Here is a 21,082-nt window from a genome sequence, read left to right as displayed (position 1 = left end):
ATGATCGGGCAAAAAAAAGCAAGGGGCTTCCCCCCTTGCGCATCTGGCTCGCCGCGTCGCTTGTTCGGCGGCCGGTTCTTTAATGGCAACCGCACGCTCCGCCGACTCCGCATCCGCCGCCGCAACCTCTGTCAAAAAAAGGATCGCCGGTCGGCACTTTGATGGACGGAGAAACCGCGTTCGCAATCGCGGCGCTGATTTCGTACAAAAGCGTATTGAGATCATCTTCGGCCTTTTTATACGCGCTGATCGCGTCGTTCATATCGAGTTCCCGTTTGACTTCCATCATTTCCTTGATGACCGTTTTGTAATCGGGATGGTATTTGCCAAACCGTTGAACTTCGTCGTATTTTTCCCGCAAGCGGACGAAGCGGCGAATCAAAGCCAAAGCCTCTTCATCGCGGGCCAGCTTGTCCTTGGATAAACGATATCTGGCAAAGACGTCCGATTCGGTCAACATATCGACGAGCCGATCAGCGGCATCGAGCAGCTGAAGATGTTCTAGAGTCGCAATCAATTGAGGTCACCCCATTTTATTGTAACACGGCTTGAACGATTTGCCATCCGCACGCTCCGATCATTCGGCATGAGGGTCCTCTACTTCGTCATAGAAAAAGAACGGCGCGCTGAAACGCCACGCCTCCCGCGTCTGATCCGCCCGGCCGCGAGGCATCGTCCGCTCAAACGGCGGACGTCTACCGGTTGTAATAATAGGGCGGTTGGGGATAAGGAGGCGTGGGCGGAGCGGGAAGCGATCCCGCCGCATACGGCCTTGAATTTGCCGGAGCTCCGCTGGCGGGCGATTGCCAATTTTGCAGCAACGATTGGATCGCATCCAACGCGCCGTTGATTTCGCCCAAACGTTTTTGAATGGATTCGGCATCCAGATTTCCGATCATGTCGAAGAGGCGCATGAATTCATTCGCCAACGGCGGCTTTTTCTTCGGTGCGGTTTCCAAGCCGTAGGCTTCCCAAATTTTATGATCTTCGCCGAACAATACCCATTCATCAAATACGTCTTTCCACGTCTTTCCTTGTTCTTTGACGCCTTTAATCAGCTCCGGATGTTTGCGCACAAACGCCTTAAAAGCTCTGATCGCATCTTCTGTCGTCTGTGCCACGGTCATCCCCCCTCTCGTTCGCCGTTCCTAAAGACAGTATAAGTCAACAGGCGGCAACGCGTGCGCCCAATCGCGGGCGCATCACCCGGCTGTCCGGATTTTTTGGGGGGGACGGCAACGATCATCTTGTCACGGCCGCCTCATTTAAAAACCGCAACGCGGCGTGAACGAAGATCGTGACCCCTTTTTCCATGGCATCTTCGTCGATCGTAAAGCGCTCGTGATGATGCGGAAAAACGATGCCTTTTTCGCGGTTGCCGGCGCCGATTAAAATGAAAGCTCCGGGCGCTTTTTGTTGATAAGCAGAAAAATCTTCGCCGACCATGATCGGTTTAGGATGGGCGATCGCTTCCTCGCCGTAGACGGACCGAACGATCGCCTCCAATTTCGCCGTAACGTCCGCGTCGTTCACGACGGGGCGGTAGCCTCTTTCATAAACGAATTCATAATCCGCCCCGTGCGCGGCGGTCACGCCCTTAATGATCCGCTCCATGAGAGCGGGCACTTTATCGCGCCAAGCTTCATCGAACACGCGAACGGTGCCGGTCAGCTCTGCCGTACCCGGGATGACGTTGTGCGTCGTCCCCGCGACAAATTTCGTCACGCTCACGACGAGCGGCTCAAGAGGATTGACGTTTCTCGATACGATGTGTTGCAGGTTGGTGACGACTTGGGCGCCGATGGCGATGCTGTCGATCGTCTGATCGGGGATGGCGGCATGGCCGCCTTTGCCCTTGATGATAATGTGAAAGATATCGGGTGCCGCCATCATCGGTCCGTAAAGGATCCCGATTTTTCCGAATTCGAGCGGCGACCATAAATGGGCACCGATCACCCAATCGACGCCGTCCATGACGCCGGCTCGGACGAGTTCTTCGGCCCCGCCGGGCGCCAATTCTTCGGCATGTTGGAAGATCAAGCGAATTTCACCGGAAAAATGATGCCGCAATCGCGTCAGGACAAACGCCGCGGCGAGAAGCATCGCGGTGTGGCCGTCGTGTCCGCACGCGTGCATGACGCCGGGATTTTGTGATTTAAACGGGAAGTCATTGTTTTCCTCGATGGGCAAGGCATCCATATCCGCCCGGATGGCCAGCGTCGGACCGGGGCCTTTTCCTCCTGTGATCTTGCCGACGACGCTCGTCTTCGTCGGCCTCGACAACTGAATGCCGCCGAAGGACTGCAGCTTATCATAGACAAATTGCGACGTCTCCACTTCCTGAAAAGACAATTCCGGATGTTGATGGAGATGCCGGCGCCAAGCGATCGCCTTCGGCATGACGTCTGCAATGAGCGCGCGCACGTTTTCCGCTTCCATCGATCGATCCTCTCCCATATCTCTCTGTTGCTTCATCACTCAATCCACAATTTGACAAAATCTTGTGTATAATACTTATGATAAACCCCGACGCCCAGATCCGTAAAGCTCGGGTTGAACAAATTCTTGCGGTGATCTTCGCTGTTCATCCAGCCGATGACAGCGGAAATGCCGTCGGGGTATCCCGCGGCGATGTTTTCGCCGGCCATGGTAAAGTCCACGCCCGCCTGATGCAAGCGGTCTCCGGGTCCGCCCGACCATTTCGATTCATGGGCGAAATAATGTTTTTCCATCATCTCACGGCTGTGCTGATAAGCCGCTTGCGCCGCCTCCGCGTTCCATTGCAACGGATCCAAGCCTTGCCTCATGCGCAATATATTCGTAATGTTAAAGATTTCTCTGGCTTCAGCGTTTTGGATATCATCCCATTTTTTCTCGGTCGGTTCGGGCGCTTCATCCAATTTCCCTTCGTAAACGATCGTATAAGGTCTCTGCTTGATCAAAATATCGCTCGTCAAATAACGGACGCACATCAAGCGGTTCGTAAAGTGGTCGATGTAGAGCTGAACCCATATTTTGCCGAAACGGACGAGCGGACTGACCATCATTTCATCCTCTTTAAACTCAAACTCGATGCGCGAGCCTTTGTAATTAAACGTCACGGTATCCGCCAAATCGACCTTTTTTATGATGTGGTTGGCGTCTTCTCCAATCTTAAAAGGTTCCGTCGGCAATTGTTTCCCCAAGGCATAGATCGTGACCACTTTTCCCTTTTCCATTCCGATTTGCAAATAGTGCTCGGAATGGCTTCCATAGATCCACCAGTCATACCCGTATGGCGTGGGATCGATATGTTCGGGTTCCCCGAAGTGTTTTTTAATCTCTTTTTCGGAAGCGCCGATGAACGTATGAATGCCTTTATGAGGCACCTTGAAACCCGGCGGCTCGACGGCCTCTTCTTTCGGCAAGTTTTGCTTCTTGGTGGGCGTCGTGTTTTCCGAAAAATTAAACAGGAAAGTAATGAAGAAGACGATGATGGCGATGAACAAAATGAATAAATTTGTTTTTCTCAGTGACTTCCCCTCCATTCTGCGCGGATGGTGAATGAATTTAGTCATCTGCCGCTTTTTTAAGACATCGGCAAGTCATATCATCTGATCATCATGCAGCGGCTATATGGTTGGGTCGAGATGATAAACAACCATTGTTACTTTGAGTGTACCATTCGATCCTCGCCGTTTGAAACCCTCTGCTTGGCGACGGTTCATTTTCATATTTTATCCAAGAAACGGTAAATTCAACCTAGTCCACAGCCTGTGTCTTCAGGCGATTGGCGCTTTACCCGCTTTTCATCACTCCGGGCCGCTTCAAACAACGGTTTCCTTTAAATCGCTCCGCGCCCTATTGGCAATTAAGCAAGTGCGCACCGCGGCCAAACCGGCATTTTCGACGGGGCATAATGCCCCGCTGTGACCGTTTTCACATTGCATTCTTTAAAGGTTAGTACTATTATTAAATTGAATGAAAATACGAAGAATAGTCGATCGACGCGCGGCAACGACTGAAGGAGGTAACTTGTGTGCGATTTGAAAATACCGGAATTGAGGGCATCGTCGTCCCCTTCCCCGAACTCGAACATATCATGGAAGGCGTCGGCTTTGTCCGCGGAGGGCAATGGGATTGGAAACGCGTGACATACGACTTTAAATTTGAAAATAAACATGACGGCAGCGTTTATTATTTACGCGTCCCCGGCGTGGCCGTTGAAAGCGAGATCGAGCGCCGCGACGCTAAAGTCGAACTGAGAACGCCGTATCTCGGCCGCCATTATTATCCGCACGGCATTGAATACGATGAAGAATTTCCCGTCCAAGTGGTCAACACGTGCCGCGAACGCCTCGCCGTACTCAGCGATGCGTTGCAGGCATTTAAAGTTGAAAAATAATGAAAGAAAAACGGCCTATACAGTATCGGCCGTTTTTTCCTGCTCTCAATCCGGTCGCAGCATTTTGCTCATGTAAAATTCATCGACATATTGTCCATCGACGAAGCGTGCCCGGCGGCGAATGCCTTCCACATGATAGCCGAGACCGCTGTACAACCACAGGGCGTCCGTGTTTTGCATGGCCACCGTCGCTTCCAAGCGCAAAATGCCGCGCTTTGCCGCCCATTCTTCCGCCTGAAGGAGCAGGCGCTTGCCCCACCCCATGCCCCGATGCGCGGCCAAAATCCCGACGACGACGGAGGCGCGATGTTTCACGCGCTGCAAACCGTTCCCGGAAACGGCGGCAAAGCCGATGATCGCTTCTTGTGCCAAGGCAATAAAGATCGTCGAAACCCCGTCCCTTTTCATCGCCTTGATTTTTTCCGCTTGTGCTTCCGCATCATCGCCGCGTTCCCCCGGTTCAAACAGCAGAAAACTGGTTTCATGATCCAGCGTGTTTAAAAAGTTTAAATAAGCCGGCGCATCATCGAGCTCAATCTCCCGAATCACAAGTGCCATTCGCTCACCCACTCGTCGATCTAGTCCTTTGTTATTAACTTATTCAAGCGTTCCCCGCCCTTATGACCGCGGTTGAAAAGGGCTCGAAGGAACGGCCATCCGGTTCACCTCCCCATAGCTCCCGCTTTTTTACAGCCATCCCGAATAGGCGAAAACCGCTGAAGACGGCGTTCCATCCGAACATAGGCCGCCATTGCCGAGGCATTCCCTTGTTTTCCCCGCAAACAAAAAAGCGCCTTTCCATAAGGAAAAGCGCTGGGCCGGCGCCGGCCTCATATCCAGATCATTGTGACAAACGCCAAGACCGTCACGAAAACGACCAGTGCGCCCCCGTAGATAAAAAGCGCGGGGAATCCGTGGTCTTTCTCCTTCATGTGCATGAAATAGTAAAGTTGGAAAGCGACTTGCACCACCGCCATGGTCACGATAAAAAACGCGATCAAATAGTCGTTGATATCTTTTCGAAGCGCCACGGCGATAAAAGCGAGCACGGTGAAAACGATCATGGACGCGAACGTGACGAGGTAATGGAGCAGTTCTTGGCGCCGCCGCTGTTTCGCCACGTATTCGGCCACTTGATCCTTCGACGTCAATGCCATTCTTATCCCCCCAATATGCCGAGAAGATAAACGACGGTAAAGATGAAGACCCATACGACATCGATGAAGTGCCAATAAAGCGCCGCCACATAGTACTTTGGTGCGGTCACCGTCGTAATTCCCTTTTTGTAAGATTGGAGCATCAGTTCCGAAATCCAGAGGACGCCGAAAAGGACATGGCAGCCGTGCGTCCCGACCAACGTATAGAAAGCCGATGAAAAGGCGCTCGTCGTAAACCCGAAATGTTCACCGAGATATTCATGGAACTCATAAATTTCCAAACCCAGAAACGCGAGGCCGAGCAAGACCGTGATCCAAAACCAGAGCCGCATCGCTCCGGCTTTATAATCCTTCATGGCAAGGATGGCAAACACGCTCGTCAAACTGCTCGTGAGCAAAATAATGGTCGATAAAAAGGTGAGCGGCAGGCTGAACAGTTCATGAGCCGACGGGCCGCTCGCCACCTTATCGCGCAAGGCGAGAAAGGTGGCGAACAATGTGCCAAAAAGCACGGTTTCGCCGCCGAGGAAAAACCAGAAGCCGAGAAATTTATTTTTTCCCTCGAGCGTCGCCTTCTCGGGGTTTGGGATCGCTTGAAGGCCGGCGTTTTCCGTTCCCGACATGTCATTCAGCCTCCTTTTCGATGCGCATGATTTCCTCTTTATGAATGTGGAAACCATGGTCGTCTTTTATGGAATGAATCAGCATTAAGAGCAACATCAAACCGATGCCGATCGCGGCGGTGATCAGCCCGCCCGTATGCGGCTTTCCGGCTTGATTGGCCGCGAAGATGAACCCGAAGCTCGCCAACGTCAACGACAGCGACATCAAAAACGGAATGACGGTCGGAGACGGCATGTGGACGTCGCCGAGCGGTTCCGCCGGCGTCATTTTCTTGTTGCCGGCCATCTTTTCTTTCCAGAACGCGTCAATGCCCTTCACCAACGGCGTTTGCGCAAAATTGTACTCGGGCGCCGGCGAAGCGATGGACCATTCGAGCGTGCGTCCGATTCCCCAAGCGTCCCCTTTTGCGCGCTTGCCTTTCGCCGTCGTCACCACGATGTTGATCAAGAGAACGATGACGCCGACCGCCATGCCGAACGCACCGATCGAGCTGAGCATGTTGCCGAGCTCGAAATGTTCACCGGGCAGGTACGTAAAATAGCGGCGCGGCATGCCCATGAGCCCGAGGAAATGCTGCGGGAAGAACGTCAAATGGAATCCCAAGAAGAAGAACCAGAACGTGATCTTCCCGAGGGTTTCATTCAACATCCGCCCAAACATTTTCGGCCACCAATAGAAGACGCCGGCGAGCAGGCCAAAGACGACGCCGCCCAAGATGACGTAGTGGAAGTGCGCCACCACAAAGTAGCTGTCATGGTATTGGGCATCGGCGGGCGGAACCGCGAGCATAACGCCGGTGACGCCGCCCATGACAAACGTCGGAATGAATCCGATCGCAAAGAGGTTGGCGGTCGTAAAATGGATTTGGCCGCCCCACATCGTAAACAACCAGTTAAAGATTTTGATGCCCGTCGGCACCGCGATGGTCATCGTCGCGATGGCGAATACGGCGTTCGCTACCGGACCGAGGCCGACCGTAAACATGTGATGCACCCACACCATGAACGAAAGGAAACCGATGAGAACGGTGGCGAATACCATCGACGAATAACCGAAGAGTCTCTTTTTGGAGAACGTTGCGACAACTTCAGATATAATACCAAACGCCGGTAGCACTAGGATGTACACTTCAGGATGGCCGAAAATCCAGAAGATATGTTCCCAAATAATGCCGTTCCCGCCGTTTGCCGTATTAAAGAAATTGGCATGGAAAATGTGATCGAAAAACTCGAAGAACAACCCGACGGTCAGTGGCGGAAAAGCGAACAAAATCAGCGCTGAAGTGACCAATGACGTCCAACAGAAGAGCGGCATCCGCATGAAAGTCATGCCCGGCGCCCTCATATTGATGATCGTCACGAGAAAGTTGATCGCGCCCATCAGCGTTCCGGCGCCGCTCAATTGCAAGCCGAGAATGTAAAAGTCCATGCCGCTGCCGAGATATTCTGTGGCGAGCGGAGTGTAAGCCGTCCATCCGCCGGCCGGTGCGCCGCCGAAAAACCAGCTCGTGTTCAGCACGATGCCGCCGAGAAAAAACAGCCAAAAACCGAGGGCGTTGACGAACGGAAAGGCGACGTCGCGCGCCCCGATTTGCAAGGGAATGACGGCGTTCATCATCGCAAAGATGAGCGGCATCGCCGCAAGGAAGATCATGGTCGTCCCATGCATCGTCATGACTTGGTTATATTCGGAACCGACGAGAAAATGATTGTTCGGCACAGCGAGCTGGATGCGAATCAACAGCGCTTCGATCCCGCCGATGAGAAAAAACAATCCGCCGCCGAACAAATACAGAATGGCGATCTTTTTGTGATCGACGGTCGTAATCCACGTCCAAAGCCAATGGAGAAAGCCTTTTCTCTGGCTGGATACCGCAAGACTTTGCGCGTGTGTCGTCACGGTTGCAACCTCCCTTTAGTCATGTTCGAACTACTTTTCAACCGACAGCGTAAACAGATAATCGGCGATTTGTTTGATTTGTTCATCGGTCAGTTTGCCGCTCGCGCCCCGCGCCGGCATCGTCGCTCCGGGTTTCAAAGCGCTCGGATCGGCGATCCATTTTTCCAGCGTTTTTTTGTCGTGATCGAGGAATCCGGCGATGTATTTCCGGTCCGCGAAGTTCGTCAAGTTGGGCGCGAGTTTATTCGTTTGACTGGCGCCGACCGCATGGCAAGACATGCAATTTTGCTTAAACAGCTGCTCGCCTTGTTTGGCGCTCGCGGAGGCCGGCTGATCGGGACCCGCTTTCATCTCTTTGATCCACCGATCAAATTCGGCGGAGCTGACGGCTTTGACGTTAAAGTACATCAAAGCGTGGGATGATCCGCACAGTTCCGCGCAACGGCCGCGATATGTACCTTCTTTATCCGCTTCCAATTTGAGCGTCGTCACTTGTCCCGGATTGGCGTCAACCTTGCCGCCGAGCGCCGGCACCCAGAACGAGTGAATGACGTCGTTGGACGTTAACTTAAAGACGACGGGGCGGTCCGTCGGAATGACGACATCTTGCGCCGTTGTCACCTTTTGTTTGGGATAGGTGAATTGCCACCAAAATTGATTGGCGCTCACTTCAATCTCTAAAGCGCTCTCTTTTTTGGCCGAATGCGTATCGGAAAGCGAGAACGTTTTGGGCACTGTCGGAACGGCCAAAATGCAGAGCAAGACGATCGGGATGACCGTCCAGACGATTTCCAGCGTCGTATTGCCTTCCACTTGTTTCGGGATGTAATCTTCTTGGCCTTTGCGCTTGCGGAATCGGATCAGGACGTAGAAATAGATAAAGCCAACTACCAGCACGACAACAACCATGATCAAGACGCTGATCAACATGAGATCGGCTTGATCTTTCGCGACAGGACCCAGCGGCTCAAGCGCGGAGACGCCTTCTTTGCCGCATCCCGACAACAGCAAAGCGAGCGCGGCCAACGGAAGGAGGCGAAACCATCGCTGCCATTTTCTCTTCATGTCGTTACCCTCTCTTTCTATTCCTATTTTTATATGGTAAACGGCCGCAGCACCTTCGATGATGAGATGGAAGTGTCTATTGCCGCGGCCATTTTATCTTATAAAACGGATACCACCATCACGATGAACAAGATGGTTAAATAATTCAACGAGTAAACGAACATTCGTTTCGACCATTTCATGACGTCCTTCGTGAACAAGCCGGCGACGGCGACCGCTATCCAGCCGATGCCGAGCAAAACGGCGAACGTGAGATAAAGCGGGCCGAGCTCATAGAGCATGAGCGACGCCGGTAGCAAAAGAACGACATAGAAGATCATCTGCCGCTTCGTCATGTTCATCCCGGCGACGACCGGGAGCATTGGGACGCCGGCTCTTCGGTATTCATCGACGCGCTTGATCGCCAGCGCAAGGAAATGCGGGGGTTGCCACAAAAAAACAATAAGGAAAAGGAGCCATGGCGTGAGAGAAACGAGTCCCGGATCAATCGCCGCCCAGCCGATGACGGGCGGGATGGCTCCGGATATGCCGCCGACGATCGTGTTGATGGAATGGGTTCTTTTGAGCCAGAGCGTATAAACGACGACATAGACGAACAAGCCGACCAGTCCGAGCACGGCGGCCGTATACGATGCCTGTATCAGTACAATTGTGCCCAAAGTCGACATTATAATACCGGTCCAAAAGACTTGTCTCGCCGTCAACTGCCCGGTCGCCGAAGGCCGATCCTTCGTCCGTTCCATCAATTGATCGATGTCGCGGTCAATAAAATTGTTTAACGCGCAGCCGCCGGCCATGACAAGTCCGGAGCCGACGAGCGCGGCGATCACCGTTCCGATGTGATCAAAAAACGATTGTCCGGTCTCATCCAATGCGAGCCAGAGCCCGGCAAACGTCGTGATCAAATTGGAGAAGACGATCCCCATTTTCAAAATATGTAAAAAATCTTTCCACGTCGCCGAACGATCGGCTTCTGAAGCCTCAGCGCCGCGGATCGCATCGGTCGAATCAAAAAACACAAGCGGTTTCGACAAAATCTCCACTTCCTTTTTCTCGATCCGTCATGAAAAGTATCAAAAACCGACGGATTGACCATTTATATATAAACGAACCATCGTGAGAACGCTTTAATCAAAAAAGAAAACACTTGTACAGTTCGCCGCGGTCTTTATTTCAGAAAAACGCGGCGGGAGCAACGAACCTTGTCACAAAAAGTGTACAAAAGTGTCTCATGGCGTTCACAATTGAGCGCCCTTGCCGGGACGCTGTATGATACTATAATTAGTGAAATTTAGCATATCTACCTGTTCTAATTATATACGAAGACAATTTCTTTGTATACTTTACACAGAATTGACACTAAATCGACAAATTTGCAGGCTGGAAATGGGTAAAAGGTCACAGAAACAAAAAAAGAAGGTGAAACTCGTGGATCGCATCTTGCGCTATTTCGGCGCCCTGACCACATTTGGCATGCTCGTGGTCATGATCATGGGCGCGGCCGTCACCAACACCGGCTCTTCGCAAGGCTGTGGGCATTCATGGCCGCTCTGTTACGGGAAATTCGTCCCCGACACCATGCATCCGCATACGTTGATCGAATGGAGCCATCGCCTCGTATCCGGTCTCCTCGGTTTGATGATCATCATCCTCGCTGTCTGGGCATGGCTTCGCTTCAGTCGAGTCAAAGGCGTCAAACTGAACGCCGTACTCGCGGTTCTTTTTGTTATCATCCAATCACTGCTCGGCGCAGGAGCCGTGGTTTGGGGGCAATCGTCGGTCGTTCTCGCCATGCATTTCGGGATTTCCCTCATCTCGTTCGCGTCCGTCCTGCTATTGACCGTGATTTTGTATGAAGAAACGACCGGAATCGGGAGAACGTTTCCGAACGTGAGCCGGGCCTGGAAGTGGAATTTTAACTTATTGATCATTTATGCCTACATCGTGATTTATTCCGGCGCCTTCGTTCGCCATACCGATTCCGCCCTCGGCTGTTTAGACTTTCCGCGCTGCAACGGCCAGTGGGTACCCCATTTGTACAGCCGGGCGGGCATTCAATACATCCACCGAACGCTCGCGTTGATTCTTTTCGTCTGGATTTTAGTCACCTTTTTGAAGGCCGTGTTGCAAAAGCAAAAAGAGCGTTGGATGGTATGGGGAACGCTGATCGCCTTCCTGTCGATCCTCGGCCAGATCGCCTCGGGCATTTACGTCATCTATACGCGCATGGCGCTCACCTTCCTGCTCTTGCATTCTTTCTTTGTGACCGTTCTGTTCGGCGCCTTGGCGGTCCTCACGATGATCGCAAACCGCAAAAAAACTCCGGCTTATTCATAAGCCGGAGTTTTTTCAATGCCGCATAACCTGGGTTGCATTTCACCGCGAAAGGGAAATCGTGTCGGAAGGGGCAGCGTCTTGGCCGCTGAGAACGGCCTTGGCAACCGGGCCAGCCAGCGGCTTGCGGTCCCCTATTAATTTTGGGGCCGCAAAACGAGGAGCAAGTCGCCCGTTTGAATCGCGTCGCCTTCTTTCACGTGCACTTCCTCGACGACGCCGCTGACCGGCGCCTGGATCGTCGTCTCCATTTTCATCGCTTCCGTGACGAGCAAATGGTCGCCCTTTTTCACCTTTTCCCCTTCTTTAACGAGCACTTTGACCACCGCACCGGGCATCGTCGCGCCGATTTCATTGGGATTGTCCCGATTCGCTTTCCGCTTCGCCTCGACGCTGACGTCCGCGCTCCGATCGCGGATGACGACCTCCCTGGGTTGACCGTTCAGCTCGAAGTAGACGATGCGCGTGCCGTCCTTTTGCAGTTGGCCGATCGACACCAGCTTGACGATCAAGGTTTTGCCGCGTTCGATCTCGACTTGCACTTCTTCGCCCAGCCGCAGGCCATAGAAGAAAGTCGGCGTGTCGAGCACGCTCATTTTTCCGTATTTTTCTAAGCGCTCATTAAACTCGAGAAAGACCTTCGGGTACATGATGTAAGAGAGCACGTCGCGATCGCTCGGTTTTCGGCCAATCTTTTGTTCGAGAGATTTTCTCAATTCCTCAAAATCGACCGGCTGCAAATGCTCGCCGGGGCGTCCCTCGATCGGTTGACGCCCTTTCAAGACGATGCGCTGAAGTTCTTTCGGGAAGCCTTGATAGGGCACGCCGATCGCCCCTTTGAAAAACGAAACGACGGAATCGGGGAAATCAAGCGTCTCGCCGCGTTCGTAAATATCGTCTTCCGTCAAACGGTTTTGCACCATGAAAAGCGCCATGTCGCCGACGACTTTCGAAGACGGCGTGACTTTGACGATATCGCCGAACAGTAAGTTCACGCGCCGATACATGTCTTTGACTTCTTCCCAGCGCTCGCCGAGGCCGACCGCCTGGGCTTGTTGTTTCAGATTGGTATATTGACCGCCCGGCATTTCATACTTGTACACTTCGGCGTTCGGCGCCTTCATGCCGCTTTCAAATGGCTGATAATATTCCCGGACCACTTCCCAATATCGGCTCAGGGCATCATAATCGTCGATGTTCCCTTTGAACAGGCGGGGGTTGCCTTGCAGCGCATAATATAAAGAATTCAGGCTCGGTTGGCTCGTCAGTCCAGCCATGGCGCCAAAGGCGGTGTCGACGATGTCGACGCCCGCTTCGATCGCTTTAAGGTACAGCGCGATGCCGTTGCCGCTCGTATCGTGCGTGTGCAAATGAATCGGCAGATCGACCGCCGCTTTCAATTCGCTGATTAAAATGTAGGCCGCTTCCGGTTTCAACAGCCCGGCCATGTCTTTGATCGCGAGAATGTGCGCGCCCAGCGACTCCAGTTCTTTCGCCAGCTCTTTATAGTATCGGATGTCGTATTTTCGCCTGGTCGGATCCAGAATGTCGCCCGTATAACAGATGGCGGCTTCGGCGATTTTTCCGGATTCCCGGACCGCTTCGATCGACAACCTCATGCCTTCCACCCAGTTTAAGCTGTCAAAAATGCGGAAGACGTCGATGCCGGCGGCCGCCGCTTCTTTGATGAACGCTTGGATGGCGTTGTCGGGGTAATTGGTGTAGCCGACCGCGTTGGCGCCGCGGAAAAGCATTTGAAACAAAATGTTCGGAATTCGCTTTCTCAATTCGATGAGGCGCTCCCACGGATCTTCCATCAAGAAGCGCATGCTGGTGTCAAACGTCGCCCCGCCCCACATCTCCAGCGAAAACAGATCCGGGGCAATGCGGGCCAGCGGTTCGGCGATCTTGAGCATATCGCGCGTGCGCATGCGCGTGGCGAGCAAGCTTTGATGGGCGTCGCGAAACGTCGTGTCCGTGATGAGCACTTCGTTTTGCTCTTTGATCCAGCGCACCAAACCTTCGGGACCTTTTTCGTCGAGGATCTGTTTCGTGCCGGGACGCGGGGCTTCCGACAATTTCGCCTCGGGTATCGGCGGTTCATCAAACGCCGGTTTTTTCGTCTTCGGAATGCCGGGGAAACCGTTGACCGTCGTATCGGCGATGTAGGTCAACATCTTCGTGCCCCGGTTCAAGCTCGGCGGAAAGACGAACAGCTCCGGCGTGGTGTCGATGAAGGACGTATCGACTTCCCCTTTAAGAAAATTCGGATGGGTGATGACGTTCTCCAAAAAGGCAATGTTCGTCTTTATACCTCGTATACGGAATTCTCTTAAATTTCTGTGCATTTTGGCGGCCGCATCTTCAAACGTCAGCGCGTGCGTCGACACTTTAACGAGCAAAGAATCATAGTGAGGAGTAATCACGGCGCCTTGAAAACCGTTGCCGGCATCCAACCGCACGCCAAACCCGCCGCCCGTCCGGTAAGCCATGATCTTTCCGGTATCCAGCATAAAATTATTCGCCGGATCTTCCGTCGTGACGCGGCATTGAATGGCGTAGCCGATGGTGCGAATCTCATCTTGAGGCGGCAATGAAATCGGCGGTTCATGAAGGCCGTAGCCTTCGGCGATGCGGATTTGCGTTTGAACGATGTCGATGCCGGTGATCAACTCGGTGATGGTATGTTCGACTTGAATGCGCGGGTTGACTTCGATGAAATAAAATTGATGGTCAGGCGTCACCAAAAATTCAACCGTGCCGGCGTTGACGTAGCCGACGCTCTCCATGAGCCGAACCGCCGCGCGGCAGATGTCCTCGCGCACGCGTTCAGGCAAATTGCGGCTTGGCGCGACTTCCACGACCTTTTGATGCCGGCGTTGAACGGAACAGTCGCGCTCGTACAGATGAACGACTTCGCCGTACCGGTCGGCGAGAATTTGCACCTCGATGTGGCGCGGCCGTTCCAATAATTTTTCGATGTACACCTCTTCCCGTCCGAAGGCAGCCTTGGCTTCCGATTGCGCCCGTTCAAAGGCGTCTTTAAGCCCTTGTTTGCTCCGGACGATGCGCATGCCCCGGCCGCCTCCGCCCGACACCGCCTTGATCATGATCGGATAACCGTGCGTCTCCGCAAAGCGCTCGGCTTCCTCCAGCGTCGCGACCGGCCCGTCGCTCCCCGGAACAACGGGAATCCCGGCTTTCATCGCCGCTTCCCGCGCCTTTGCCTTATCGCCAAACATCAACAAATGTTCGACCTTCGGACCGATGAAAACGATGCCCTCCTCTTCACAACGGCGGGCAAAATCGGCATTTTCCGATAGGAAGCCGTAACCCGGATGGATGGCGTCGACGTCGTTTGCCTTGGCGATCTCCAAAATGCCTTCGATGTCCAAATAAGCGTCGATCGGCTTTTTCCCCTCGCCGACGAGATAGGCTTCGTCCGCTTTGTAGCGATGATAAGAGCCAGAGTCCTCGCGCGAGTAGATAGCGACCGTGCGAATGCCGAGTTCCGTGCACGCCCTGAATATGCGGATAGCGATTTCACCGCGGTTGGCAACCAACACTTTTTTGATCGCCCGTTTCTCCATATCATGCCGCCTCCCGTTTTTTGGATTTTTCCCTCATGTTCACAAACGCCGAAATATTGACCAACACGCCTGTCGAAAACATCATCATGACGAGCGAGCTCCCTCCGTAACTGATGAAAGGGAGGGTAACGCCGGTGATCGGCAACAATCCGGAAACCGCTCCGAGGTTGACGAACGTCTGAATCGCTATAAAGCTGGAAATACCGATGGCGAGCAGACTGCCGAACACGTCCTGGCAGCGGATCCCGATCAAAATGCCTTTGATGACGAGATAAGCGAGACACAAAAGGACAAAGAAGACGCCGAGCACCCCGAGTTCTTCCGCGATGACGGCCATTATGAAATCGGTGTGCGGCTCAGGCAAAAAACCGGCCTTTTCGATGCTGTTGCCGAGACCCTTGCCTTCCAGCCCGCCCGAAGCGATCGCTATGTAAGAATGAATGAGCTGCCAGCCGCCGTCTTTGGCCACGCCGGGGGCAAACGGGTCGTACGTGGACGTAAACCGGCTCATTTGTTCGGAACTGAGCGATGAAGTAAAAATGACGGCGATCGCCCCCGCCGCGAGCAGGAGCAGGATCAAAATATGTTTGACGCGAATGCCGGAACAAAGAATGACGGCGCCGGAGATGCCGGCGATGATCATGGCGGAACCGAGGTCCGGCTGCTTGGCGATCAGCAAAAACACCAAAGAGATCATGATGAGCGGCGGCAAAACGCTGGATTTAAAATCGGAAATATGAGCCTGTTTGTTGGAGAAAACCGAAGCTAGATAAATGATGACCGAAAGCTTGGCGATCTCCGCCGGCTGGATGGAAAAACCGCCGATGGAAAACCACGATTGCGCATGGTTGGCGGTATGGCCGACCAGCAAAACGAGAACGAGCAACAGAAGCGTGCCCAAGATGATCGGTTTGACCAACATCTTGTACATCTTGTATGGGATGACCATGCCCGCCAGCCCGAAGAAAAGAGCGATCGCCGCCCACACGAGTTGCTTGTAAAAATAAATGTTGGGATTGCCGTCGTTCATGACCGCAATGATCGAGCTTGCGCTATACACCATGACGATGCCGAAACCGGTCAACAGCAAAGCGGTTACGACAATCGTGAAATCGAAATGCTTCATCATTTTTTTTAACATATGTTCCTATCCTGCCGTTTCAACTAATCTACTGATGTCTAATATACTGATGTCAACACAATATAAGTTCGCGGATCACGCGGCGCCCTGCGTCCGCCGCAAGGCCAAAACCGCCACCGCCGTGGGCAAGCCCTTGTCGGCTTGTCCGGACAGCGTCTGTACCGGGGGAAACACGAACGATCATGGCGAATCCGAGCGCGGAGGGATTCGTTGAGCCCTTAGGTATTAAAAAACCCAAACCATCGGTTCGACATCGATAGTTTGAGTTTTGATCATTTATTGCGCGTCACCGCCTCGTGAAGCAACGACAATTGCCTTTCCAGCGATTCCAACAGCGCCTTCCCTTCTTTTTCATCGATCAGGCCGAGCCGGATGGCAAAATCGATTTCCCGCGAAAGGCCAAACATTTGTGTATCCAATACTTCCTCATAAACCGGGCATTGCGGCATCGTGAGGTTTTCCAATTGCACTTCTATTAAATTCAGGATCTTTTGGGCATCGGCTTTGAGCAGCTCATAAGCTTTCTCCCGCTGACTCGCCTCGATTTCCGTCGTCAATGCGATCCCTCCGTTCAAATACCGTCCTATCTTTCATCTTAAAATTTAAAAGGCGAAAATGCAAGGAATAGTTGTTTTGCAAGTGATGTTCGTCACACCCTTCCCCATCTTCTGCCGGACCGTGTGACAAATGTTTTTTAACTCATTATACTTAGACATTGAGCGGGTTATACCGATGCGCCCTGAAAGCGTTTAGACGCTTCGCATACGGATGACATCATCAGAAAGAAGGATGGTCCATGCTGGAAATCATACCGATCGTCGGACGCGTTAAATTCCCCATCACCTTGGATCCGAGCAGTTGGATTTTCGACGACCGAAAAATTGCGCTCGAAGATTTTTTGGCGGATGATTTTGATCTCGATCGCTTTCTTGAGGAACAAAAGGATGAACGGGCGGGCGCGGCCATGCCGCGGCTCGCCAAAAGCCGGCGTCGCTACAATAAAGAGGAATGGCTCACGCGCTCCTTCGTCATCCCTGTCAAACCGTTCATCGAAAACGCCGAGCCTTTGGAAGGAGCGGCGGCGGTCATCTTCGAAACGGCGGACGGGAAGCGGACCTCTCTTCCCCTTGAAACCGTCATGAAGGGGGCTTTTCAATTCAGCCGCGACGGCAAAATCCTGAAGGAAGACGGCCCTCTCGTTTATTTGGACAAACAGGCCCCTGACAAACCGGTCACCCACATCACGCGCATCCATGTTGAATGACGCGGCGGCAGCGGCAGGCGGCGGCCCTCTTTCCGGACTGGCCGTCCGCCCGGCGCTTGCCGCGGAGCGCCCATACGCCTCATGAACGAAACAAAATAGAACAGGCGTCGCGGCAAAACGGCGGCATTCACGGACGCCGCACGGACACGGCGTCGGCGAAAGAATAATTACGAACGGTCGGGTAACAATACGGGTAAAACCTGTTTTATCAAAGGAGGCCTTTTTCATGCTCAAACAGGTTTTCGCCGTGACCGCCGTTCTTTTTTTGCTATCGGGATGCGGCACGGACCGCAACGCCAGCGATGGCAATGCCCGCGGCGTCCGTGAAGTGAAACAAAGCGTCGACCGCCCCGATCGCAATCCATCCAACCGCGAAATCGCCAAAAGACTCGTCACGCTGGCGAATGATGTGCCGGGCGTACGCGACGCGACGGCGATCGTGGCCGGCGATTACGCCGTCGTCGGCATCGACGTCGACAAAGATTTGGATCGGAGCCGCGTCGGCACCATTAAATATTCCGTCGCTCAAGCATTAAAGAACGATCCGTACGGGGCAAACGCCGCCGTCACCAGCGATCCGGATATCGTGCAGCGATTGAAAAACATGGGAAACAAAATCCGGCGCGGCCAACCTTTATCCGGGGTGGCCAACGAATTGGCGGCGATCGTCGAACGCATTGTCCCGGAAGTGCCGCAACAACCTTTGCAGCCGAGCGACAATCTGCAAAACGACGGCAACCGGCGCATCAATAACCCGGTCCGAACGCAACCTTCCAAAAAACAAGCGCCGACGGACACCGGCGAACAGCGCCGGCTCGATCAGGCGCGCAAAACCGAAACCCAACCATGATGAATATTGAACCGGACGGCCGCCCGAATGACGGGCAAGCCGTCTTTTTTTGTCCGCGCCGCACATGTTATAATGATGAGGACAAGGTGGTGAGGCTTGAATGAAAGTCAAATGCGCGTTATGCGATAAAATAGAAGAACTTCCGGACGATAGCCCGCTGGCAAAGCGGCTCCGCAACCGTCCGATTCACACCTATCTCTGCAAGGCTTGCTACGACCGGATTACCGAGCGCACGATCGAACGCTTGGAAACGGGGAAATATCGCGTTCCTCATAGATTGAGAAATACAAATGAGGATTGGTAAGCCTTCCGGCAGCCGAATTGCCGAATCATTCCGCACGCACAAAGGCCCGCTCGAGACGACATCGAGCGGGCCCGTTAGCATGATCAGGCGTCTTTATCCGCACCGCTTTTTTTCTTGAACAGCTTGAGCCGGATTTTGTACACGATGAGCACGACCGCGCTGATGAATAAGGCGCCGACGATCGGCAACTGAAGTGCGAGCACCGAGAGAATGACGCAACCGATGAGGAGCAGGACATAGATGATGAGCGACTTCAGCAACGGCAATTTTCTCGCAAACCCGAGTTTGTAAACGATGATCGACAGCACAACGATGGTGAGATAAAGATATAATCCCATATACCGGCTGGTCAACGGGTGATCGAGCAAAAACTGAACATAGCCCGAAAAGTGAAATTTCTCCGATCCGTCCACCCATCTTTCCCTCCTCTAATCGACCGTGCAAACGCCGATCGATGATTCGCCCGCCGCAATGAATCGCCGGGTTTCCATCAAGCCATCACTGCCGCCCAGCTTGCGGTTTAAAACGGACGGTCGGCGATCGTCTTCATTTCCAACGCCGCAAAATCGTCCGACATTCGTCCATTGCCGGCGAATGGAGCTGAAACGGCGTGCCGAAAAAACACACTTATTTTTTGACCGCCTTGTTCCTTCGTTCTGCGCGTTCCCGCTCGGTTTTGTTGAGAATTTTTTTCCGCAGGCGGATGTTTTTCGGCGTGACCTCGCAATATTCATCCTCATTCAAATAAGCGAGCGCGTCTTCCAAAGACAGGAGGCGCGGCGCTTTTAAAGTCGAGGTCTGTTCCTTCGTCGCGCTCCGGACGTTGGTCATATGCTTTTCTTTCGTCACGTTGACGGTCAAATCGTTCTCGCGCGTATGCTCGCCGACGATCATGCCTTCGTAGACCATCGTTCCGGGTTCAATGAACATCGTGCCGCGGTCTTCCAGCTGCAGCAAAGCGTACGCCGTGGCCTGTCCGGTTTCCATGGCGACGAGCACTCCTTGCCGGCGGCCTCCGATCGGTTCAGGGATAACCGGCCGATAATGGTCGAACCGATGGCTCATGATGCCGTAACCGCGCGTCTCCGTGAGAAAATCGCGGCGGTAACCGATGAGGCCGCGCGACGGCGCGATGAATTCCAATTTGTAATGGCCGTCCGCTTGTTGTTCCATGTTTTGCAATTCGGCTTTGCGCCGTCCGAGCGACTCGATGACCGCCCCCGCGTATTCTTCCGGCACGTCGATTTGCACGTATTCGTACGGCTCGCACAAAACGCCGTCGATTTCTTTCTGGATGACCACGGGTTTCGAGACTTGAAGCTCATAACCTTCCCGGCGCATCGTCTCGATGAGGATGGACAAGTGCAGTTCCCCGCGGCCCGATACGACCCAGGCGTCGGTGGAATCCGTCGGTTCGACGCGCAAGCTGACGTCGCGTTCGGTCTCCGCATACAGCCTTTCCTGCAATTTGCGGCTCGTCACATATTCCCCTTCCCGGCCGGCGAACGGGCTGTCATTGACGAGGAACGTCATCTGCATGGTCGGTTCGTCGATGTTCAACAACGGCAGCGGTTCGATGTGTTCCGGATCGCTGATCGTCTCGCCGATGTTGATGTCCTCAATCCCGGTGATCGCGATGAGATCGCCGGCTTTCGCTTCATCGATCTCGAGGCGTTTTAATCCGAAGAACCCGAACAATTTGGTGACGCGGAACGTTTTTTGGCGGCCGTCCGTTTTGATGAGGACAGCGGAATCGCCGACTTTAATCGAGCCGCGGAAAATGCGGCCGATGCCGATGCGGCCGACATAATCGTTGTAATCGAGCATCGTCACTTGAAACTGCAGCGGCTCGTCGGCGTTGTCAACGGGAGCGGGCACGTGGTCCAAAATCATGTCGAACACGACCGACATGTCGTGCGTCACATCAGACGGATCGGTGCCGGCGACGCCATGGATGGCCGACGTATAGACGACCGGAAATTCCAATTGATCGTCATCGGCGCCGAGATCGATGAACAATTCCAAAACCTCGTCGACGACCGCTTCCGGGCGGGCCATCGGCTTATCGATCTTGTTCACGACAACGATCGGCTTGAGGCCGGCTTCGAGCGCTTTTTTCAGAACAAACCGCGTCTGCGGCATGACGCCTTCGTACGCATCGACGAGCAACAGCACGCCGTCCACCATTTTCATGATCCGTTCGACTTCGCCGCTGAAGTCGGCGTGGCCGGGGGTGTCGACAATATTTATTTTGACGTCTTTATACATCAGGCTCGTGTTTTTCGCAAGAATCGTAATGCCGCGCTCGCGCTCCAGGTCATTGGAATCCAACGCGCGTTCGCGCACGTGTTCATTTTTCCGGAAAGTTCCGGATTGCTTGAGCAGCTGGTCGACGAGCGTCGTCTTGCCATGGTCGACGTGTGCAATGATCGCGATATTGCGCAAATCCGTTCTCTGCTTGGTCATGTCG

General features: G+C 53.5%; 20 protein-coding genes. 5 read left to right on the top strand and 15 right to left on the bottom strand.

What is annotated here, in order from left to right:
* Positions 1–79: 79 nt before the first annotated feature.
* From CCB157_RS03100 to CCB157_RS03085, 4 genes are all read right to left on the bottom strand, one after another.
* Complete coding sequence (locus tag CCB157_RS03100) at positions 80–517, bottom strand: YlbF/YmcA family competence regulator (RefSeq protein ID WP_077614463.1); 438 nt, start codon at positions 515–517, stop codon at positions 80–82.
* 178 nt (positions 518–695) lie between these two features.
* Positions 696–1,121 (bottom strand): spore coat protein YlbD, encoded by a 426-nt coding sequence (gene ylbD / locus CCB157_RS03095; RefSeq protein WP_158077182.1) that lies wholly within the window; start codon positions 1,119–1,121, stop codon positions 696–698.
* Between the two features lie 121 nt (positions 1,122–1,242).
* Entirely contained in the window at positions 1,243–2,439 is a 1,197-nt protein-coding gene (locus CCB157_RS03090; RefSeq protein WP_077614461.1) for an amidohydrolase, read from the bottom strand.
* 35 nt (positions 2,440–2,474) lie between these two features.
* Positions 2,475–3,557, bottom strand: a complete 1,083-nt coding sequence (locus tag CCB157_RS03085; RefSeq protein ID WP_077614460.1) for a CAP domain-containing protein — start codon at positions 3,555–3,557, stop codon at positions 2,475–2,477.
* Positions 3,558–4,018: 461 nt separating this feature from the next.
* Between CCB157_RS03085 and CCB157_RS03080 the strand changes: the two genes are divergently transcribed.
* Positions 4,019–4,384 carry a YugN family protein gene (locus CCB157_RS03080; RefSeq protein WP_077614459.1) on the top strand — a complete coding sequence of 122 codons (366 nt, stop codon included), beginning with the start codon at positions 4,019–4,021 and terminating at the stop codon, positions 4,382–4,384.
* 45 nt (positions 4,385–4,429) lie between these two features.
* Here the strand turns inward: CCB157_RS03080 and CCB157_RS03075 are convergent, their stop codons facing one another.
* The 6 genes from CCB157_RS03075 to cyoE all read right to left on the bottom strand — a co-directional run bounded on the left by CCB157_RS03075 (position 4,430) and on the right by cyoE (position 10,163).
* Entirely contained in the window at positions 4,430–4,942 is a 513-nt protein-coding gene (locus CCB157_RS03075) for a GNAT family N-acetyltransferase (RefSeq protein WP_077614458.1), read from the bottom strand.
* 272 nt (positions 4,943–5,214) lie between these two features.
* Complete coding sequence (locus tag CCB157_RS03065) at positions 5,215–5,541, bottom strand: cytochrome C oxidase subunit IV family protein (RefSeq protein WP_077614456.1); 327 nt, start codon at positions 5,539–5,541, stop codon at positions 5,215–5,217.
* A gap of 2 nt (positions 5,542–5,543) precedes the next feature.
* Positions 5,544–6,164 carry a cytochrome (ubi)quinol oxidase subunit III gene (locus CCB157_RS03060; RefSeq protein WP_077614455.1) on the bottom strand — a complete coding sequence of 207 codons (621 nt, stop codon included), beginning with the start codon at positions 6,162–6,164 and terminating at the stop codon, positions 5,544–5,546.
* Position 6,165: 1 nt separating this feature from the next.
* Positions 6,166–7,992: a cytochrome c oxidase subunit I gene (ctaD, locus tag CCB157_RS03055; protein ID WP_439951304.1), complete on the bottom strand. Its 1,827-nt coding sequence runs from the start codon at positions 7,990–7,992 to the stop codon at positions 6,166–6,168.
* Positions 7,993–8,094: 102 nt separating this feature from the next.
* Positions 8,095–9,129, bottom strand: coding sequence for a cytochrome c oxidase subunit II (gene coxB, locus CCB157_RS03050; protein ID WP_077614453.1), 1,035 nt, complete (start codon positions 9,127–9,129; stop codon positions 8,095–8,097).
* A 98-nt stretch (positions 9,130–9,227) separates the two neighbouring features.
* Complete coding sequence (gene cyoE / locus CCB157_RS03045) at positions 9,228–10,163, bottom strand: heme o synthase (RefSeq protein WP_077614452.1); 936 nt, start codon at positions 10,161–10,163, stop codon at positions 9,228–9,230.
* Positions 10,164–10,557: 394 nt separating this feature from the next.
* Here cyoE and CCB157_RS03040 point away from each other — a divergent pair, with 394 nt between their 5' ends.
* On the top strand, positions 10,558–11,466 hold the full coding sequence (locus CCB157_RS03040) for a COX15/CtaA family protein (RefSeq protein ID WP_238594574.1): 909 nt from the start codon (positions 10,558–10,560) through the stop codon (positions 11,464–11,466).
* Positions 11,467–11,600: 134 nt separating this feature from the next.
* On the opposite strand, the gene pyc is transcribed toward CCB157_RS03040, so the two are convergent.
* From pyc to CCB157_RS03025, 3 genes are all read right to left on the bottom strand, one after another.
* The gene (gene pyc, locus CCB157_RS03035; protein ID WP_077614451.1) at positions 11,601–15,053 is read right to left on the bottom strand and encodes a pyruvate carboxylase; all 3,453 of its coding nucleotides are present in this window, start codon (positions 15,051–15,053) and stop codon (positions 11,601–11,603) included.
* A 1-nt stretch (position 15,054) separates the two neighbouring features.
* Positions 15,055–16,194 carry an FtsW/RodA/SpoVE family cell cycle protein gene (locus CCB157_RS03030; protein WP_077614450.1) on the bottom strand — a complete coding sequence of 380 codons (1,140 nt, stop codon included), beginning with the start codon at positions 16,192–16,194 and terminating at the stop codon, positions 15,055–15,057.
* Positions 16,195–16,466: 272 nt separating this feature from the next.
* Complete coding sequence (locus tag CCB157_RS03025) at positions 16,467–16,751, bottom strand: Fpa/YlaN family protein (RefSeq protein WP_077614449.1); 285 nt, start codon at positions 16,749–16,751, stop codon at positions 16,467–16,469.
* Positions 16,752–16,990: 239 nt separating this feature from the next.
* Between CCB157_RS03025 and CCB157_RS03020 the strand changes: the two genes are divergently transcribed.
* The 3 genes from CCB157_RS03020 to CCB157_RS03010 all read left to right on the top strand — a co-directional run bounded on the left by CCB157_RS03020 (position 16,991) and on the right by CCB157_RS03010 (position 18,612).
* Complete coding sequence (locus tag CCB157_RS03020; RefSeq protein ID WP_077614448.1) at positions 16,991–17,458, top strand: hypothetical protein; 468 nt, start codon at positions 16,991–16,993, stop codon at positions 17,456–17,458.
* A gap of 226 nt (positions 17,459–17,684) precedes the next feature.
* Positions 17,685–18,308 carry a YhcN/YlaJ family sporulation lipoprotein gene (locus CCB157_RS03015; protein WP_077614447.1) on the top strand — a complete coding sequence of 208 codons (624 nt, stop codon included), beginning with the start codon at positions 17,685–17,687 and terminating at the stop codon, positions 18,306–18,308.
* Positions 18,309–18,408: 100 nt separating this feature from the next.
* Positions 18,409–18,612, top strand: a complete 204-nt coding sequence (locus CCB157_RS03010; protein ID WP_077614446.1) for a YlaI family protein — start codon at positions 18,409–18,411, stop codon at positions 18,610–18,612.
* Between the two features lie 83 nt (positions 18,613–18,695).
* Here CCB157_RS03010 and CCB157_RS03005 read toward each other — a convergent pair whose 3' ends face one another.
* Positions 18,696–18,980: a YlaH-like family protein gene (locus CCB157_RS03005; protein WP_238594579.1), complete on the bottom strand. Its 285-nt coding sequence runs from the start codon at positions 18,978–18,980 to the stop codon at positions 18,696–18,698.
* Positions 18,981–19,239: 259 nt separating this feature from the next.
* Positions 19,240–21,078 (bottom strand): translational GTPase TypA, encoded by a 1,839-nt coding sequence (gene typA / locus CCB157_RS03000; protein WP_077614445.1) that lies wholly within the window; start codon positions 21,076–21,078, stop codon positions 19,240–19,242.
* Between the last annotated feature and the right edge of the window lie 4 nt (positions 21,079–21,082).

Origin of the sequence: Caenibacillus caldisaponilyticus, assembly GCF_002003465.1 — a bacterium.
Classification (GTDB): Bacteria; Bacillota; Bacilli; order Bacillales; family Sporolactobacillaceae; genus Caenibacillus; species Caenibacillus caldisaponilyticus.
This window is presented reverse-complemented; position numbering and strand designations above follow the sequence as displayed.

Bases quoted from the DNA above. Each gene is read 5' to 3' on its own strand.
- CCB157_RS03090 (WP_077614461.1), bottom strand. From the start codon at position 2,439: ATGGAAGCGGAAAACGTGCGCGCGCTCATTGCAGACGTCATGCCGAAG.
- CCB157_RS03085 (WP_077614460.1), bottom strand. From the start codon at position 3,557: ATGACTAAATTCATTCACCATCCGCGCAGAATGGAGGGGAAGTCACTG.
- CCB157_RS03075 (WP_077614458.1), bottom strand. From the start codon at position 4,942: ATGGCACTTGTGATTCGGGAGATTGAGCTCGATGATGCGCCGGCTTAT.
- CCB157_RS03065 (WP_077614456.1), bottom strand. From the start codon at position 5,541: ATGGCATTGACGTCGAAGGATCAAGTGGCCGAATACGTGGCGAAACAG.
- CCB157_RS03060 (WP_077614455.1), bottom strand. From the start codon at position 6,164: ATGTCGGGAACGGAAAACGCCGGCCTTCAAGCGATCCCAAACCCCGAG.
- coxB (WP_077614453.1), bottom strand. From the start codon at position 9,129: ATGAAGAGAAAATGGCAGCGATGGTTTCGCCTCCTTCCGTTGGCCGCG.
- pyc (WP_077614451.1), bottom strand. From the start codon at position 15,053: ATGGAGAAACGGGCGATCAAAAAAGTGTTGGTTGCCAACCGCGGTGAA.
- CCB157_RS03030 (WP_077614450.1), bottom strand. From the start codon at position 16,194: ATGTTAAAAAAAATGATGAAGCATTTCGATTTCACGATTGTCGTAACC.
- CCB157_RS03020 (WP_077614448.1), top strand. From the start codon at position 16,991: ATGCTGGAAATCATACCGATCGTCGGACGCGTTAAATTCCCCATCACC.
- CCB157_RS03015 (WP_077614447.1), top strand. From the start codon at position 17,685: ATGCTCAAACAGGTTTTCGCCGTGACCGCCGTTCTTTTTTTGCTATCG.
- CCB157_RS03010 (WP_077614446.1), top strand. From the start codon at position 18,409: ATGAAAGTCAAATGCGCGTTATGCGATAAAATAGAAGAACTTCCGGAC.
- typA (WP_077614445.1), bottom strand. From the start codon at position 21,078: ATGACCAAGCAGAGAACGGATTTGCGCAATATCGCGATCATTGCACAC.